This is a genomic window from Micromonospora sp. NPDC047670 (assembly GCF_043204915.1).
Lineage (GTDB): Bacteria > Actinomycetota > Actinomycetes > Mycobacteriales > Micromonosporaceae > Micromonospora.
The window spans coordinates 165,114-179,857 of the sequence record NZ_JBIDDA010000002.1 but is presented as its reverse complement, the minus strand read 5'-3'; the positions used below and the strand labels follow the sequence as shown (position 1 = coordinate 179,857).

The 14,744-nt window shown below is 74.2% G+C and carries 15 protein-coding genes; 6 read left to right on the top strand and 9 right to left on the bottom strand.

Translation table 11 applies throughout. The annotated features are described in order from the left end of the window. Window positions 1-124 precede the first annotated feature (124 nt). Window positions 125-1,000, top strand: coding sequence for an LD-carboxypeptidase (locus tag ACGF7U_RS05470; protein WP_393104121.1), 876 nt, complete (start codon window positions 125-127; stop codon window positions 998-1,000). Between the two features lie 39 nt (window positions 1,001-1,039). On the opposite strand, the gene ACGF7U_RS05465 is transcribed toward ACGF7U_RS05470, so the two are convergent. Beyond that, on the bottom strand, window positions 1,040-1,924 hold the full coding sequence (locus ACGF7U_RS05465; protein WP_393103237.1) for a virginiamycin B lyase: 885 nt from the start codon (window positions 1,922-1,924) through the stop codon (window positions 1,040-1,042). Window positions 1,925-2,131: 207 nt separating this feature from the next. Here ACGF7U_RS05465 and ACGF7U_RS05460 point away from each other — a divergent pair, with 207 nt between their 5' ends. Then, window positions 2,132-2,593, top strand: a complete 462-nt coding sequence (locus ACGF7U_RS05460; RefSeq protein ID WP_393103235.1) for a hypothetical protein — start codon at window positions 2,132-2,134, stop codon at window positions 2,591-2,593. Between the two features lie 50 nt (window positions 2,594-2,643). Here the strand turns inward: ACGF7U_RS05460 and ACGF7U_RS05455 are convergent, their stop codons facing one another. From ACGF7U_RS05455 to glnA, 4 genes are all read right to left on the bottom strand, one after another. Beyond that, a complete protein-coding gene (locus ACGF7U_RS05455) occupies window positions 2,644-3,018 on the bottom strand; it encodes a VOC family protein (RefSeq protein ID WP_393103233.1) in 375 nt (124 codons plus the stop codon). 295 nt (window positions 3,019-3,313) lie between these two features. Further along, the gene (locus tag ACGF7U_RS05450; protein ID WP_393103231.1) at window positions 3,314-4,009 is read right to left on the bottom strand and encodes a helix-turn-helix transcriptional regulator; all 696 of its coding nucleotides are present in this window, start codon (window positions 4,007-4,009) and stop codon (window positions 3,314-3,316) included. Between the two features lie 156 nt (window positions 4,010-4,165). Further along, the gene (locus ACGF7U_RS05445) at window positions 4,166-4,591 is read right to left on the bottom strand and encodes a DUF350 domain-containing protein (protein ID WP_393103229.1); all 426 of its coding nucleotides are present in this window, start codon (window positions 4,589-4,591) and stop codon (window positions 4,166-4,168) included. An 89-nt stretch (window positions 4,592-4,680) separates the two neighbouring features. Beyond that, window positions 4,681-6,030, bottom strand: coding sequence for a type I glutamate--ammonia ligase (gene glnA / locus ACGF7U_RS05440; RefSeq protein ID WP_393103227.1), 1,350 nt, complete (start codon window positions 6,028-6,030; stop codon window positions 4,681-4,683). Between the two features lie 188 nt (window positions 6,031-6,218). Between glnA and ACGF7U_RS05435 the strand changes: the two genes are divergently transcribed. After that, on the top strand, window positions 6,219-7,979 hold the full coding sequence (locus ACGF7U_RS05435; protein ID WP_393103225.1) for an NAD+ synthase: 1,761 nt from the start codon (window positions 6,219-6,221) through the stop codon (window positions 7,977-7,979). A 141-nt stretch (window positions 7,980-8,120) separates the two neighbouring features. Then, a complete protein-coding gene (gene panB / locus ACGF7U_RS05430) occupies window positions 8,121-8,966 on the top strand; it encodes a 3-methyl-2-oxobutanoate hydroxymethyltransferase (protein WP_393103223.1) in 846 nt (281 codons plus the stop codon). Between the two features lie 179 nt (window positions 8,967-9,145). On the opposite strand, the gene ACGF7U_RS05425 is transcribed toward panB, so the two are convergent. Beyond that, complete coding sequence (locus ACGF7U_RS05425) at window positions 9,146-10,252, bottom strand: sensor histidine kinase (RefSeq protein WP_393103221.1); 1,107 nt, start codon at window positions 10,250-10,252, stop codon at window positions 9,146-9,148. Beyond that, the gene (locus tag ACGF7U_RS05420) at window positions 10,249-10,905 is read right to left on the bottom strand and encodes a response regulator transcription factor (RefSeq protein WP_393103219.1); all 657 of its coding nucleotides are present in this window, start codon (window positions 10,903-10,905) and stop codon (window positions 10,249-10,251) included. Before ACGF7U_RS05420 ends, ACGF7U_RS05425 begins: the two co-directional genes overlap by 4 nt. A gap of 87 nt (window positions 10,906-10,992) precedes the next feature. On the opposite strand from ACGF7U_RS05420, the gene ACGF7U_RS05415 reads away from it, so the two are divergent. Both ACGF7U_RS05415 and ACGF7U_RS05410 read left to right on the top strand, forming a co-directional pair. Beyond that, the gene (locus ACGF7U_RS05415; protein WP_393103217.1) at window positions 10,993-12,174 is read left to right on the top strand and encodes a serine hydrolase domain-containing protein; all 1,182 of its coding nucleotides are present in this window, start codon (window positions 10,993-10,995) and stop codon (window positions 12,172-12,174) included. Between the two features lie 110 nt (window positions 12,175-12,284). After that, complete coding sequence (locus ACGF7U_RS05410; RefSeq protein ID WP_393103215.1) at window positions 12,285-12,488, top strand: DUF402 domain-containing protein; 204 nt, start codon at window positions 12,285-12,287, stop codon at window positions 12,486-12,488. On the opposite strand, the gene npdG is transcribed toward ACGF7U_RS05410, so the two are convergent. Both npdG and ACGF7U_RS05400 read right to left on the bottom strand, forming a co-directional pair. Then, a complete protein-coding gene (npdG, locus tag ACGF7U_RS05405) occupies window positions 12,475-13,173 on the bottom strand; it encodes an NADPH-dependent F420 reductase (RefSeq protein ID WP_393103214.1) in 699 nt (232 codons plus the stop codon). The two genes, ACGF7U_RS05410 and npdG, sit on opposite strands and share 14 nt — an antisense overlap. Before the next feature lie 130 nt (window positions 13,174-13,303). Beyond that, window positions 13,304-14,737 carry an RNB domain-containing ribonuclease gene (locus ACGF7U_RS05400; RefSeq protein WP_393103212.1) on the bottom strand — a complete coding sequence of 478 codons (1,434 nt, stop codon included), beginning with the start codon at window positions 14,735-14,737 and terminating at the stop codon, window positions 13,304-13,306. Window positions 14,738-14,744: the final 7 nt, after the last annotated feature.

Here is a 14,744-nt window from a genome sequence, read left to right as displayed (position 1 = left end):
CCGTCGGCCGACCGGTTCCGGAGCACGCCGCCCGCGACTAGGCTCTGCCGCTGTGCCCGACCACACCCGCACGTCCTTCGACCACGTCGTACGACCGCCGGCGCTGCGCCCCGGCGACACGGTGATGCTGGTGTCGCCGTCCGGCCCGACCCGGCCGGAGCGGGTGGCCCGGGGCGTCGAGCTGCTCACCGGCTGGGGGCTGCGGCCCGTGCTCGCGCCGAACGCGTACGCCCGGCAGGGCTACCTGGCCGGCCCGGACGAGCTGCGGGCCGCCGACCTGAACACGGCGTTCGCCGACCCCGACGTGCGCGGGGTGATCTGCACACGGGGCGGTTACGGCGCGCAGCGGATCGTCGACGCGATCGACATGGCCGCCGTACGCCGGGACCCGAAGGTGGTCGCCGGGTTCTCCGACATCACCGCGCTGCAGTTCGCGCTCTGGCGGGGCGCCCGGCTGGCCGGCGTGCACGGCCCCGGGGCGGCCTGGCTGGACGAGCGCACGCCGCTGCGCTCCGCCGAGTCGCTGCACGCCGCCCTGATGACGACGGAGCCGGTGACCGTGACCGCCGTCGCCGAGGAGGAGACCTTCCCGGTGCGCGTGCCGGGGCGGGCCACCGGCCCGCTGCTGGGCGGCAACCTCTGCCTGGTCGTGGCGTCGCTGGGCACCCCGGACATGCCGGACCTGACCGGGGCGGTCCTGCTCGTGGAGGACGTGCAGGAGCCGCCCTACAAGGTGGACCGCATGCTCACCCAGCTCCGCCGGGCCGGCGCGCTGGACGGGCTGGCCGGCGTGGCGGTGGGCCAGTTCACCGGCTGCGCGGACGGCTGGTCGGTCGGTGTCGCCGACGTGCTGTCCGAGCGCCTCGGCGACCTCGGCGTCCCGGTCCTCGGCGGCCTGCCGATCGGCCACGGCGTCGGCCAGCTCACCGTCCCCGTCGGCACCGACGCGACCCTCGACACGGAAGCCGGCACCCTGACGGTCTCCCCCGCCGTCCGCTGACCCACCCCGGGGCGGCCCGCGGACGGCGGGTCCGGCGGATCAGGGGGTGAGGCGCGCGAGGGCGCCCGCCTCCAGGGCGGCCCAGACCGTGCCGTCGGGGGCGACCGTGAGGCCGTGCGGCTCGGAGGCCGGGGTCGGCAGGTCGTGGGTGTCGATCCTGCCGTCCGGCGCCACGTGGCCGATCCGGTTGCCGCCCCACTCCGTGTACCAGCAGCCGCCGGCCGGGTCGGCGACGATCGCGTGCGGCCGCGCGGCCCGGTCCGGCAGCGGGTACTCGTCGATCCGCCCGTCCGGGGTGATCCGGCCGAGCTGGCCGGCGCCGATCTCGACGAACCAGAGCGCGCCGTCCACGCCGGCGGCGATGCCCACCGGGGCGGCGCCCCCGGTCGGCAACGGATGCAGCGTCACCGCGCCGTCCGGGCCGATGCGGCCGACCGCGTTCGCCTGGTTGAGCGTGAACCAGACGGCCTCGTCCGGGCCGGCGGCGACCATCGACGCGAAGCCGCCGCTCACCGGCAGCGGAAACTGCGTCACCTCCCCGGCGGTGGTGACCCGACCGATCGTGTCGGAGTTCATCCCCGCGTACCAGAGGGCGCCGTCGGGACCGGCGGCGATGCCGCAGGGGCCGCTGCCGGCCGGGAGCGCGACGGCGGTCTGCGCGCCGTCGGTGGTGATCCGGCCGATCCGGTCGTCGCCGGAGCGGGTGAACCAGAGGGCGTCGTCGGGGCCCGGCGTGATGATCAGCGGGCGGCTGTCGGCCGCCACCGGCCAGGTGCGCACGTCGCCGTCCGCCCCCACGCGGGCGACCGCGCCGGCGTGGGGGAGCGTCAGCCAGAGCGCGCCGTCGGGACCGACGGTGATGCCGTACGGGCCGGCGTCGCCCGCCCCGGTCAGCGGGACTTCCTCGATCTTCGCCACCGTCATGAGGGGTCACCTTCCGTCATCTGCTCCGCCCCCGGGGGGCCTGCCGACTGCCAACCCTGGCCGCCCGGATGCGCCGCGGCAACCGATTTGTCCGGCCCGCCGGCGGGATTGCCAGCTCACTGACAGGCTCGGCACGGGTTTCCTCCAGCCGGGCTTGTCACCGTCGGTGAGGTCATCGCACGACCCACCGACCAGATGGAGGACAGCATGTCCGGCACGATGAGGAAGAAGCACCTGCTGGCCGGCCTGGCCGCCGCCGGGGTGCTCGGCGTGGGGATCGCGGCGCCGACGGTCGCGTTCGCCGCGGACGGTGGCACCCCGACGCCGAGCGCCAGCGCGAGCGGGAGCGACGAGCGCCAGCGGCAGCGGGCCGACCGGCACGCGGAGTTCGCCGCGGCCCTGGCCGAGGAGCTGGGCGTCTCCACCGACAAGGTGGCGGCCGCGCTGGAGAAGGTGCGCGAGGAACAGAAGCCGGCCGACCGGCCCGAGCGGGGCGACAGGGGCGACTCCGCCGACCGGCAGGCCGCGCTGAAGGAGCGCCTGGCGCAGGCCGTCGAGGACGGCAAGCTCACCCGGGAGCAGGCGGACGCGATCACGGCGGCCGCCGAGGCCGGCGTCTTCCCCGGCCCGGGCGGTCGCGGCGGGCACGGCGGCCCGGCCGGCGAGTGACCGTACGCCGTCCGCCCCGGCGACCCGGCCGGGGCGGACGGCGGGCCGGCTCAGGCCCCGGGCGGGCTGTAGACGCCGAAGTGGTTGCCGACCGGGTCCGCCAGGTGGGCGAAGACGAGCCCGTTGTCGTTGGACTGCACCGGCACCAGCACCTTGCCGCCGGCCGCCTCCGCCCGCCGGCAGGCGTCGGCCACGTCGGCCACCTGCACGTAGAAGATCGCGTAGTTCGGGCTGGACCCGTCGATCTCCCGGATGCCGCCCTGGATGGATCCCTCCGGCCCCGGCTCCGCCACCCGGTACGAGGCCTCCGGCGTCCCCTGCTCACTGAACCCCCAGCCGAACAGGTCCGCGTAGAACCGCCCGGTCTCCTCCGGCCGATCGGTGCCGACCTCGAACCAATTGACCGCGTTGGTGATCGCGGACATGTGTCACCTCCCGTTCGCACGCCGACCCCTCGGCCGGCGCCGTCAGGAGCCAGCCTCGACCCCGCCCGCGACACCGTCCTGTCGGTGTTTCGGTAGAACCACGAGGTGCCCGACGCGTCGGCTTCCGCGCCGAGCGGCCACCACCCGGGACGACGAGCGTCGGGCCGCCTGGGCGGATCCGCGACGCCGGCTGTTGTGGGCCGCACCACACGTCTCGGGCGCGCCGGCCTCTCCCCCGCGGATCCGTCCGGAGGGGACAGCATGCCGTGCGTGGGACGGCCCGCGCTGTCTGGTCTCAGACGAGGCTGAGCCGGCGGATCCGCTCCCGGGGAATGTCGAGGTCGTCGGCGGCCAGCTCACGCTCCGGCACCCGCTCGCCGAGGGCGGTGACCGAGGTGATCCGGTCGGTGCGGAAGGCCCGGATGCCGGCGCGCAGCCGGCACCAGGCCAGCAGGTACCAGTGTCGGGGGTTGCCGAGGAAGCCCAACGGCTCCACGTCGCGCAGCGAGCCCGCGCCCGCCCGGTCCGCGTAGCGGATGCGCAGCACGCGCCCCGCGCGTACCGCGTCGGCGACGCCGGCCGGAACGGGTGTCACCGGGCCGTCGCCGATCAGGTGCACCCGCGCCGCCAGCCGGTGCGCCTCGGCGGCGTCGGCCGCCGGCATCACGGCGAGCAGCTTGCGCAGCGCGGCGCCGGCCGCGGCGGCGAACGGGGTGCCGCGCATCCGGTGCAGCGCCACCGCCAGGGCGACGGCCTCGCCGGGGGTGAGGTTGACCGGCGGCAGGGTGCGCGCCCGGTCGACCGCGTAGCCGCCCCGGCGGCCCGGCTCGGCCCAGATCGGCACGCCGGACTCCTGGAGCGCGCCGATGTCGCGCTCGATGGTGCGGGTGCTCACCTCGAAGCGCTCGGCGAGCCAGCGGGCGCTGCGCGGCCGGGGCGACACCGCGCGCAGCTCCTCCACCAGGGCGTAGAGACGGTCCGTCCGGTTCACCCCCGCAACCTACGACGGGGGTGTGACGCGACCGCCCCACCGGCCACCCCGGAGCGGGGCCGCCCCGCCGGCCGCCTCCAGCGGGGCCTTCCGCCGGCCGCCTCCAGCGGGAGCAGGGGTGCCCCGCTCAGACGGAGAGCGGGGCGGACGACCGGCTCAGGCGATGCAGGCGCAGACGATCAGCGCGGCGCCGAAGTGCGTGGCGGCGCTGACCCGGGCCGCCGGGTGCGGCTCGTCCGAGCAGATGATCTCGCCGAGCTTGCCGGGGGTGAGCAGGTCCAGCACGAAGAACGCCAGCGCCATGATGGCCAGCCCGACCAGGCCGAAGACGACCGTCGAGGCCAGCCCCTTGGCGAAGTCGCTGTAGCTGGTCAGGATCGCGGTGAACACGATCCCGGCGATGCCGAGCTGGTTCGCGGCGAGCAGCAGCGCCGCGTTGCCGTTGCGCCGCACCCAGATCAGCTCGCGCAGCCGCCCGGGAGTGAGCACGTCGACCAGCCCGAACCCGGCCGCCATCAGGGCCACCCCGACGACCCCGAACACCACGCTCTGCCAGGCTCCGCTGAGCAGGTCCTCCAGCACCGACTGCCTCCCGACCCTCTGCGTCGACGGGGGTGCCGACGCGGTGATCGAGACGATAGCGGCAGCGCGCCACCGGCGGCAGCCCCGTCCTACAGCGACAGGTAGCGCTGCCGCTCGTAGGGGGTCACCTCGCGGCGGTACTGCTCCCACTCGGCCCGCTTGTTGCGCAGGAAGAAGTCGAAGACGTGCTCGCCGAGCACCTCGGCGACCAGCTCGGAGCCGGCCATCACGTCGATCGCCTCGGCCAGGTTCTCCGGCAGCGGCTCGTAGCCCATCGCCCGGCGCTCGGCGCTGGTCAGCGACCAGACGTCGTCCTCGGCGCCCGGCGGCAGCTCGTAGCCCTCCTCGATGCCCTTCATGCCGGCGCCGAGCAGCACCGCGAAGGCCAGGTAGGGGTTGGCCGCCGAGTCCGGCGAGCGGACCTCCACCCGGGCCGAGTTCGGCTTGCCGTAGGCCGGGACCCGGACCAGCGCGGAGCGGTTGAGGTGACCCCAGCAGACGTACGCGGGACTCTCGGTGACCCGGTCCGGCAGCGCCTGCGGGAAGAGCCGCTTGTAGGAGTTGACCCACTGGTTGGTGACGGCCGTGTACTCCCGGGCGTGCACCAGCAGCCCGGCGATGAACGCCCGGGCCACCTTGGACAGCTTCATCGGGTCGCCGCCGTCGTGGAACGCGTTGCGCTCCCCCTCGAACAGCGACAGGTGGGTGTGCATGCCGCTGCCGGGCTGGTCGGTGAAGGGCTTGGGCATGAAGGTGGCCTGCACCCCCGTGGAGAGCGCGACCTCCTTCACCACGTGCCGGAACGTCATGATGTTGTCGGCGGTGGTCAGCGCGTCGGCGTAGCGCAGGTCGATCTCCTGCTGGCCGGGGGCCACCTCGTGGTGGCTGAACTCCACCGAGATGCCGATCCGCTCCAGCGCGAGCACCGCCTGGCGGCGGAAGTCGCGGGCCACCGCGTGGGTGGTGTGCTCGAAGTAGCCGCCGGTGTCCACCGGGACCGGCACCGAGCCGTCCAGCGGGCCGTTCTCCAGCAGGAAGAACTCGATCTCGGGGTGGGTGTAGAAGGTGAAGCCCTTCTCGGCCGCCCTGGACAGGGCCCGGCGCAGCACGTGCCGCGGGTCGGCCCAGGAGGGGCCGCCGTCGGGCAGCAGGATGTCGCAGAACATCCGGGCGCTCTCGCCGCTGACCCCACCCTCGAACGGGAAGACCTGGAAGGTCGTCGGGTCGGGCATGGCCACCATGTCGGACTCGAACACCCGGGCGAAGCCCTCGATCGCCGAGCCGTCGAACCCGATGCCCTCCTCGAAGGCCGCCTCCAGCTCGGCGGGGGCCACCGACACGCTCTTGAGCGTGCCCAGCACGTCGGTGAACCACAGCCGGACGAACCGGATGTCCCGCTCTTCCAGCGTACGGAGGACGAACTCCTGCTGACGGTCCACTTCCACCCCTCGCGACACTGTTGTCCGCCTTCGACCGGGGTCGACCCGGCCTGACCGACCAGTCTCCACCCGCCTCGTTACGCCGACGTTACGCGACCGGCCGGCGCCCGTCCCGCCCTGTCCCGCGGCTCCCGCCATCTCGCCCCGCCCCGCGTGTCGGGCCCGCACGGCTGGGGCAAGATGAGGGCATGCCCACCCTGCGTCTCGCCCTGTGCCAGGTCAACCCGACCGTCGGCGACCTCGCCGGCAACGCCGGCCTGGTCCGTGACTGGACCCGCCGCGCCGCCGACGCCGGCGCCCAGCTCGTCGCGTTCCCGGAGATGGTGCTGACCGGCTACCCGGTCGAGGACCTGGTCTTCCGGCGGTCCTTCGTCGCCGCGTCGAAGGCCGCGCTGGAACGGCTCGCCACCGACCTCGCCGCGGACGGGCTGGGTGAGCTGCCGGTGCTGGTGGGCTATCTGGACGCCGACGGCCCGCCGCAGGTCAGCGGTGACGCGGAGCCGGGTCGCGGCGCCCGCAACGCGGCCGCCCTGCTGCACCGGGGCGGGATCGTGGCCACCTACTTCAAGCACCACCTGCCCAACTACGGCGTCTTCGACGAGGACCGCTACTTCGTGCCCGGCGACGCGCTGACCGTCGTCCGCGTCGACGGGGTGGACGTGGCGCTGACCGTCTGCGAGGACCTGTGGCAGGCCGGCGGCCCGTTCGCCGCCGCCCGCCAGGCCGGCGTCGGCCTGGTCCTGAACATCAACGGCTCGCCGTACGAGCTGAACAAGGACGACATCCGGCTGCCACTGGTCCGCCGCCGGGCCGCCGAGGCCGGGGCCACCATCGCGTACGTCAACATGGTCGGCGGCCAGGACGAGCTGGTCTTCGAGGGCGACTCGATGATCGTGACCGCGGACGGCGAGTTGCTCGCCCGGGCGCCGCAGTTCGTCGAGCACCTGCTGGTGCACGACGTCGAGCTGCCGCCGGCCCGGGAGTCGGCCGGCCCCGACCAGCCCCTGGCCGACGGCATGCGGGTGGTCCGCGCCGCGGTCGACGCCGTCCCGCCGCCGGCCGGCGGGCCCGCCGCCAGGGGCGGCACCATCGCCCCCGTGGCCGACGAGGCCGAGGTGTGGCAGGCGCTCGTGCTCGGCCTGCGCGACTACGTCAACAAGAACCGGTTCCCGTCGGTGGTGCTCGGCCTCTCCGGCGGCATCGACTCGGCGGTGGTGGCCGCGCTGGCCGTCGACGCGCTCGGGCCCGACCGGGTGGTCGGCGTGTCGCTGCCCAGCCAGCACTCCTCCGAGCACAGCAAGGAGGACGCGGCCGAGCTGGCCAAGCGCACCGGGCTGGACTACCGGGTCGAGCCGATCCAGCCGATGGTGGACACCTTCCTGGCGAACATGTCGCTCTCCGGCGTGTCCGTGGAGAACCTCCAGGCGCGGGTGCGCGGGGTGATCCTCATGGCGCTGTCGAACCAGGAGGGCCACCTGGTGCTGACCACCGGCAACAAGAGCGAGCTGGCGGTCGGCTACTCCACCCTCTACGGCGACTCGGTCGGCGGCTTCAACCCGGTCAAGGACGTGTGGAAGACGCTGATCTGGCGGCTGGCGAAGTGGCGCAACGCCGACGCCACCCGCCGGGGCGAGACCCCGCCCATTCCCGAGAACTCGATCGGCAAGCCGCCGAGCGCCGAGCTGAGCCCCGGCCAGCTGGACAGCGACACGCTGCCCGACTACGACGTGCTCGACCCGATCCTGATCGGCTACGTCGACGGCGACCTCGGCCGCGACGGGCTGGTCGAGTCCGGCCACGACCCCGCCGTCGTCGACCGGGTGCTGCGGATGGTGGATACCGCCGAGTACAAGCGGCGGCAGTCCGCCCCGGGCACGAAGATCTCGATGAAGGCGTTCGGGCGGGACCGGCGGCTGCCGATCACGAACCGGTGGCGCGAGGACGGCTGAGCCGTGCCGCTCCCGGGCCGGCCGGCGTGTCGGCCCGGGAGTGACATCCTCCACTGAGCTCTGCCGCCGGCCGGTCGGGTGGTGCGACGATCGCGGCGGAACCCGGGGACCGCGCACGCGGCCTCGAGGAAGGAGAGAGTCATGGTGGAGTCCACCCCGTCCGAGGTGACCGCCCTCTACGGCGGCCCGGCCACCCGGCGGGTCCGCACCCGCGACCTGATCGCCGCCAAGGAGCGCGGCGAGCGGTGGCCGATGCTCACCTCGTACGACCAGTACACCGCCTCGATCTTCGACCAGGCCGGCATCCCGGTGCTGCTGGTCGGCGACTCGGCGGCGAACAACGTCTTCGGCTACGAGACGACCGTGCCGGTGACCGCCGAGGAACTGCTCCCGCTGGTCCGCGCGGTGGTCCGGGCGACCCGGCACGCTCTGGTCGTCGGCGACCTGCCGTTCGGCTCGTACGAGGAGGGCCCGACGCAGGCGCTGCGCACCGCGGTGCGGTTCATGAAGGAGGGCGGCTGCCACGCGGTGAAGCTGGAGGGCGGCCGGCGCTGCGCGGCGCAGATCGCCGCGATCACCGGCGCGGGCATCCCCGTGATGGCGCACATCGGCTTCACCCCGCAGAGCGAGCACGCGATCGGCGGCTACCGCGTGCAGGGGCGCGGTGACGCCGCCGACGACGTGATCGCCGACGCCCGGGCCGTGGCCGAGGCGGGCGCCTTCGCCGTGGTGCTGGAGATGGTGCCGGGGCAGGTGGCCAAGCGGATCACGGCGGAGCTGCCGATCCCGACCGTGGGCATCGGCGCCGGCGCGGACACCGACGCCCAGGTGCTGGTCTGGCAGGACATGGCCGGCCTGCGTACCGGCAAGGCGCCGCGCTTCGTGAAGCGCTACGCCGACCTGGCCGGGGCGTTGATCGACGCCACCCGCCGCTTCGCCGACGAGGTGCGCGGCGGCGAGTTCCCCGCCGCCGAGCACACCTTCTGAGCGGTACGCCGGGCGGTGCGGCTCCGCGGCCGCACCGCCCGGCCTGGTGCCGCGCGGTCCGTTCCGGCGGCGGCACCCCAGGTCCGCCGCGGGTCGGCGCTCGACCCTGACGTCTACGGCCCGCCGGCCGGTATCAGTCCCGCCACGTCAACGACCATCGGCACGCGTCGAGGGGCCGTTCATCGGCTTGGAACGGCACGGCCGACATCCGGCAGCGGGAACCGCACCGTCACGCACAGCCCGCCGGCGTCGCGTGGGTCCAGGCGGATCCGGCCCCGATGGGCCAGGACGATCGCGTGCACGATGGCCAGCCCGAGCCCGACGCCCTCGCCGGTGCGGCCGCCATCACCGCGCACGAACGGCTCCAGCAGGCGCTTCGTCTCGCCCGGATCGATCATGTGGCCGCCGTTGGAGATGCGCAGGAACCCCTCGCCGCCCTCGACCCCGCTCTCCACCTCGATCTCGCACTCGGACTCGTTGTGGCGCAGGGCGTTGTCCACGAGGTTGGCCACCATCATCTCCAGCAGCACCGGGTCGCCGACCACCGGGGCGGGCCGGAGGTTCGACTCGTCCGAGACCGCGACAAGATCCGACAGGTCGACCAGGTGCCGGCGTCCCGTCGCCGCCTGGCTGTGCGCCAGCGCGAGCAGCCCGTCGAGCGTCCGCTGACTCTTGCCGATCGCGGTCCGCACGTCCTCCGCCATCGCGATCAGCTCATCTCGACCGGGCTCGCCGTCGAGGGTGACGTCGATCGCGGTGCGCATCGTGGTCAGCGGGGTACGCAACTCGTGCGCGGCATTGGCGGTGAACAGCTTCTGGCTGGCCACCCCTGCCTGGATCCGGTCGAGCATCCCGTTGACCGTCGCGGCGAGCGCGGCCAGTTCGTCGCGGGGCTCGTTGACCGGCACCCGCTCGGAGAGGTTCTCGGCCGACAGGCGCTGCGCGGTGGTGGAGATGGCGCGGATCGGCCGCAGCACGCGACCCGCCACGAGCCAGCCCAGCAGCGCCGCGAGCGCGGTCACCACCGCGAGCGCGATCAGCGCCTGGATCAGCAGCTCGTGCAGGGTCTCGTCCTGCAGCCGGTCGAGATCCGGCAGCAGGTCCTCCGGGCGGGGTGCGGTCACTGCCGTGCCGTCCGGGCCGCGCAGGTCGACGCGTACCGACCGCTGCCCGAGGCGGTGGCGCATGAACAGGTACGTCAACCCGGTCAGGACGAGTCCGGCGACGAGCACGAGACCGGTGTAGAGGATGGTGAGCCGAGCGCGGGCGGTGAACCTGAACGTCACGGAATCATCCGATAGCCGGCGCCCGTCACTGTCTCGACGAGCGGGGGGTGGCCCAGCTTGCGACGCAGCGTCCCGATCGTGATGCGGATGGCGTTGGTGAACGGGTCGGCATGCTCGTCCCACACCTTCTCCAGCAACGTCTCCGCGCTGACGACATCGCCGCCCGCCGCCAGCAGCTCCTCCAGGACGCCGAACTCCTTGGGGGTCAAGGAGAGCAGCCGCCCGGCCCGCTCGGCGGCGCGGCGGCCCGGGTCGAGCACCACGTCCGCGTGGCGCAGCACCGGAGGGCGCGCCGGAGCGCTGCGCCGGGCCAGCGCACGCACCCGCGCCACCAGCTCCGAGAAGGCGAACGGCTTGCCCAGGTAGTCATCCGCCCCGAGGGTCAGGCCGCCCACCCGGTCCTCGACCGTGCCGGAAGCGGTCAGCATCAGGATCCGGGCGCTGCCGTCCTGCGCGAGCCGCCGGCACACCGCATCGCCGTGCAGCACCGGCAGATCGCGGTCGAGCACCACCACGTCATAGGCGGTCAGCTCGCACTTGTCGAGCGCGGACCGGCCGTCGAACGCCACGTCGACGGCGAACCCGTGCTTGCGCAGCCCGACCGCGACGTAACCGGCCAGTGGCCGCTCGTCCTCCACCAGCAGCACGCGCATCCGACAAGTATGCGCGGGCCCACCTATGGAACCCGTATGGTCACACCATCGGCCCGCCAGACGCGCCCACCGGTACACCTGTCACTCATGACCACAACCCGAAGAACGATTCTCTCGCTGGCCGGCGCGGCACCTCTGGCCCTGGCGATCGGGAACCCGGCCGGAGCGGACAAGGGTCACCTGACGGTGCCCGATGGTCTCAGACCCGGCGGGAAGCTCGACACATTCGTCGCCGAGCTGGCGGCCAAGGACGAGTTCTCCGGCTCGCTGCTGCTCACCCACCGGGGGCGGCCCGTGCTCAGCCGGTCGTACGGTATGGCCAACAAGGCACTGGGCATTCCCAACGGGCCCGACACCATCTTCGCCCTCGCCTCGGTGACCAAGGTGCTCACCGCGGTGAGCGTGGTACAGCTGGTGGAGCGGGGCAAGCTCTCCTTCGGCGCCAAGCTCGGCACCCTCCTCGACGGGTTCGCGCCCGCGATCGGGGAGTCGGTGACCGTCCACCACCTGCTCACCCACACGTCCGGGCTGGGCGACTTCCACCGGGCGCCCGGATTCTGGGAGACCGCGCGAACCTGGACCAGCGCCCAGCAGGTCATGGACGGAATCACGCAGATCATCCGGGGAATGCCGGTGGCATTCCCCGCCGGGTCCTCACACACCTACAGCAACGCCGGATTCCACCTGCTCGGGGCGATCGTGGCGAAGGTGTCCGGGCTGTCCTACTACGACTACGTGCGGCAGAACGTCTTCCAGCCCGCCGGGATGAGCCGCTCGGACTTCTACACCAAACCGCAGTGGCTCACCGATCCCCGGATCGCCCATCCCTACACCAGACCGGAGTCGGGCGAGCGGATCGACGACATCAGCAACCGCTACTTCGTGGGAACCCCGGCCGGCGAGGCATTCTGCAGCTGCTCCGACCTTGACCGCTTCGCCCAGGCGCTGCTGCGCGGCAAGCTGATGAGTCCGCCGTTCCTCCGGATCTACGCCGGCGGGAAGGTGCCGCTGCCACGGACGACGCCGCCGCCGGGGGCGCCGCCGCTGCCGGAGCCGCCGCCGGTGACGCTGCAGTGCTACGGCCCCCTCGGAAGGGTGCGCGGCGGTCAGTGGACCTTCGGCCACGGCGGCGGATCCCCCGGCATCTCCACCAGTTTCGAGGTTTACCCCGACAGCCGGTGGACCCTCGTGGTGTTCAGCAACTACGACCCGCCCGCGACCCTCCCCATCGAAGAGATGGCCCGGCAGCTGATCACCGGGCAGCGGTAGCGCCGGGTCACCTGACGTCGGCGGGCGGGCACGTCCGCAACCGGCGGAAGCCGGTACGCCCTGGAAGGACCACGACATCCTGGTGCTCATGCCGCCCGGCGGCGTACGCGGTGTGGTGGTTCTTCCGGGCCGGCGTCTTCACCGGTTGGTACGTCAACCTCGAGGAGCCGTGCGCCCGGCGGCCCGACGGCGTCGACACGACCGACCACGTCCTGGACATCGTCGTCACGCCGCAGCGGCAGTGGAAGGACACCGACGAGTTCGTCGGGCGGATCGGGCACCAGCTCGGGATCCTGGTCCTCAGAGGTCGGTGACGCGGATGCCGGCGTGCGCCTTGTAGCGCTTGTTGATGGCGATCAGGTTGGCCGTGAACGCCTCGATCTGGTGGGCGTTGCGCAGCCGGCCGGCGTAGATGCCGCGCATGCCGGGGATCCGGGCGGCGAGCGCGGCGACCACGCCGACCAGGTCCCGGTCCTCGGTGCAGATCAGCACGTCGAGGTCGATCCGGTCGATCTCCGGGTCGGCCAGCAGCGGCGCGCTGACGTGGTTGAACGCGGCGCAGACCCGGGAGTCGGGCAGCAGCCCGGCGGCCTGCTGGACGGCGCTGCCCTCGGGCACCGCGAGCGCGTACGGGCCCTGCTTGTCGAAGCCGAGCGGATTCACGCAGTCGATGACGATCTTGCCGGCGAGCGGCTCGGCGAGCGCGGCGACGGTGGCGGCGTGCCCGTCCCACGGCACCGCGATGACGACCACGTCGCTGCGCCGGGCCACCTCCTCGTTGCCGGCGCCAACGACCTCGGCCCCGGCGGGGACACCGGGCAGCGCCGCGATCTCCTGCGCGGACTGCGCGGCCCGCTCGGCCGACCGGGAGCCGATCAGCACGGACTGGCCGGCCCGGGCGAACCGGTAGGCGAGTCCCCGCCCCTGGTCGCCGGTGCCGCCGATGATGCCGACGGTCAGCCCGGACACGTCGGGCAGCGTGCTCGCGTCGTAAGCCATGCCGCCATCCTCGCAAACCCCGCCCGCGGGCAGCAGCGGCCCGCACTGTGACAAACCCCGCTGCCGTCGCCGCTCCCACCGCCGGTGCCCGCGCCGGGTCGTCCGGCCGCGGCGGCGGGGACCGGTGGCGTCAGGCCCGCTCGAAGGCCACCGAACGGGCGACCGGGTCGGCCGTGACCAGCCGGACCCGGACCCGCTCCCCCAGCGGCAGCTCGCCCAGGCAGCGGGCGCGCACCGGCGGGTCGTCCAGCGCCACCGTGCCGCCGGGCCGGCGCCCCGGACGGGAGCGGCCGTCCGGGGCGGCGTCGACGTCCAGCACCGCCGCGTCGAAGGTCTCCCCCACCCGGTGCTGGAGCAGCACGGCCTCGGCCAGCTCGATCGCGCCCCGGGTGGCCGCCGAGGCGATCCGGTCGGTGGTGGCCATCACCTCGGGCAGCCGGGGCAGCGCCGCGCGGGCCCAGTCGGGCACCGGCCGGCCCTCGTGCAGCGCCAGGCAGACCTCCGTGGCGTACCGGTCGGCCAGGCGCCGCAACGGCGCGGTGACATGGGCGTACGCGGCCGCGACCCCGCCGTGCTCCCGCTGCTGCGGCGGCGCGCCGTCGAAGGCGGTGTAGGCCGCGCCGCGCATCAGCTCGGCCGCCTGGTCGACGAAGGCCGCCGCCCGGGGCTGCGACGGGTCCAGCCCGGCGATCACCTCGCCCGGGCCGGCCCCGTCGGGCCAGTAGACGCCCAGCGGGGCGGCGGCGGCCCGCAGCCGCGCCACCGCCTCGGGCTTCGGCGCGGGCATCGTGCGCAGCAGGCCGATCCCACCGGCCAGCATGATGTCGGCGGCGGCCATCCCGGTCAGCAGGGAGATCTGGGCGTTGTGCTCCTCCATCGGCACCGGCCCGCGCAGCACCAGCCGCCAGCCGTCGCCGTCGGCCTCCACGTCCTGCTCGGGCAGCGGCAGGTTGATCGCGCCCCGGCGCAGACCGCGGGCGGTGAGCAGGGCCCCGACCTCGGGCAGCAGGGCGATCGGGTCCGGCAACCGGCCGGCGTCGGCGGCCGCCTGGACGCCGACGTAGTCGAGCTTGGCACGGCTGCGCACCAGCGCGCGCTCCAGCGCGACCCCGACGGTGCCGCCGTCGGGGTCGAGGTCGACGGTCCACACCACGGCGGCCCGGTCGACGTCCGGCAGGAGGCTCGCCGCGCCCTCGCTGAGGGTCTCCGGGTGCAGCGGCACGGTCCCGTCGGGCAGGTAGACGGTCTGCCCGCGCCGCCAGGTCTCCTCCTCCAGCGCGCCGCCGGGGCGGACGTGCGCGGCCACGTCGGCGATCGCGTACGACACCCGGAAGCCGCCGCCGGCGCGGCGGGCGAGGTGCATCGCCTGGTCGAGGTCGCGCGAGCCGGCGGGGTCGATGGTGACGAACGGGATGTCGGTGCGGTCGGCGGCCGGCCGGGGCGGCGTCGCCGCCGCGGCGTCGGCCTCGCGCTGCGCCGCGGCCGGGAAGCCCTCGGGCAGGCCCAGCTCGCGGCGCAGCGCGCCGAAGTCGATACGGGGCGCGAGTACGCGTCGGATCACCACGGGGTCA

Bases quoted from the DNA above. Each gene is read 5' to 3' on its own strand.
- ACGF7U_RS05465 (WP_393103237.1), bottom strand. From the start codon at position 1,924: ATGACGGTGGCGAAGATCGAGGAAGTCCCGCTGACCGGGGCGGGCGAC.
- npdG (WP_393103214.1), bottom strand. From the start codon at position 13,173: ATGGCTTACGACGCGAGCACGCTGCCCGACGTGTCCGGGCTGACCGTC.
- ACGF7U_RS05460 (WP_393103235.1), top strand. From the start codon at position 2,132: ATGTCCGGCACGATGAGGAAGAAGCACCTGCTGGCCGGCCTGGCCGCC.
- ACGF7U_RS05470 (WP_393104121.1), top strand. From the start codon at position 125: ATGCTGGTGTCGCCGTCCGGCCCGACCCGGCCGGAGCGGGTGGCCCGG.
- ACGF7U_RS05420 (WP_393103219.1), bottom strand. From the start codon at position 10,905: ATGCGCGTGCTGCTGGTGGAGGACGAGCGGCCACTGGCCGGTTACGTC.
- ACGF7U_RS05455 (WP_393103233.1), bottom strand. From the start codon at position 3,018: ATGTCCGCGATCACCAACGCGGTCAATTGGTTCGAGGTCGGCACCGAT.
- panB (WP_393103223.1), top strand. From the start codon at position 8,121: ATGGTGGAGTCCACCCCGTCCGAGGTGACCGCCCTCTACGGCGGCCCG.
- ACGF7U_RS05435 (WP_393103225.1), top strand. From the start codon at position 6,219: ATGCCCACCCTGCGTCTCGCCCTGTGCCAGGTCAACCCGACCGTCGGC.
- ACGF7U_RS05415 (WP_393103217.1), top strand. From the start codon at position 10,993: ATGACCACAACCCGAAGAACGATTCTCTCGCTGGCCGGCGCGGCACCT.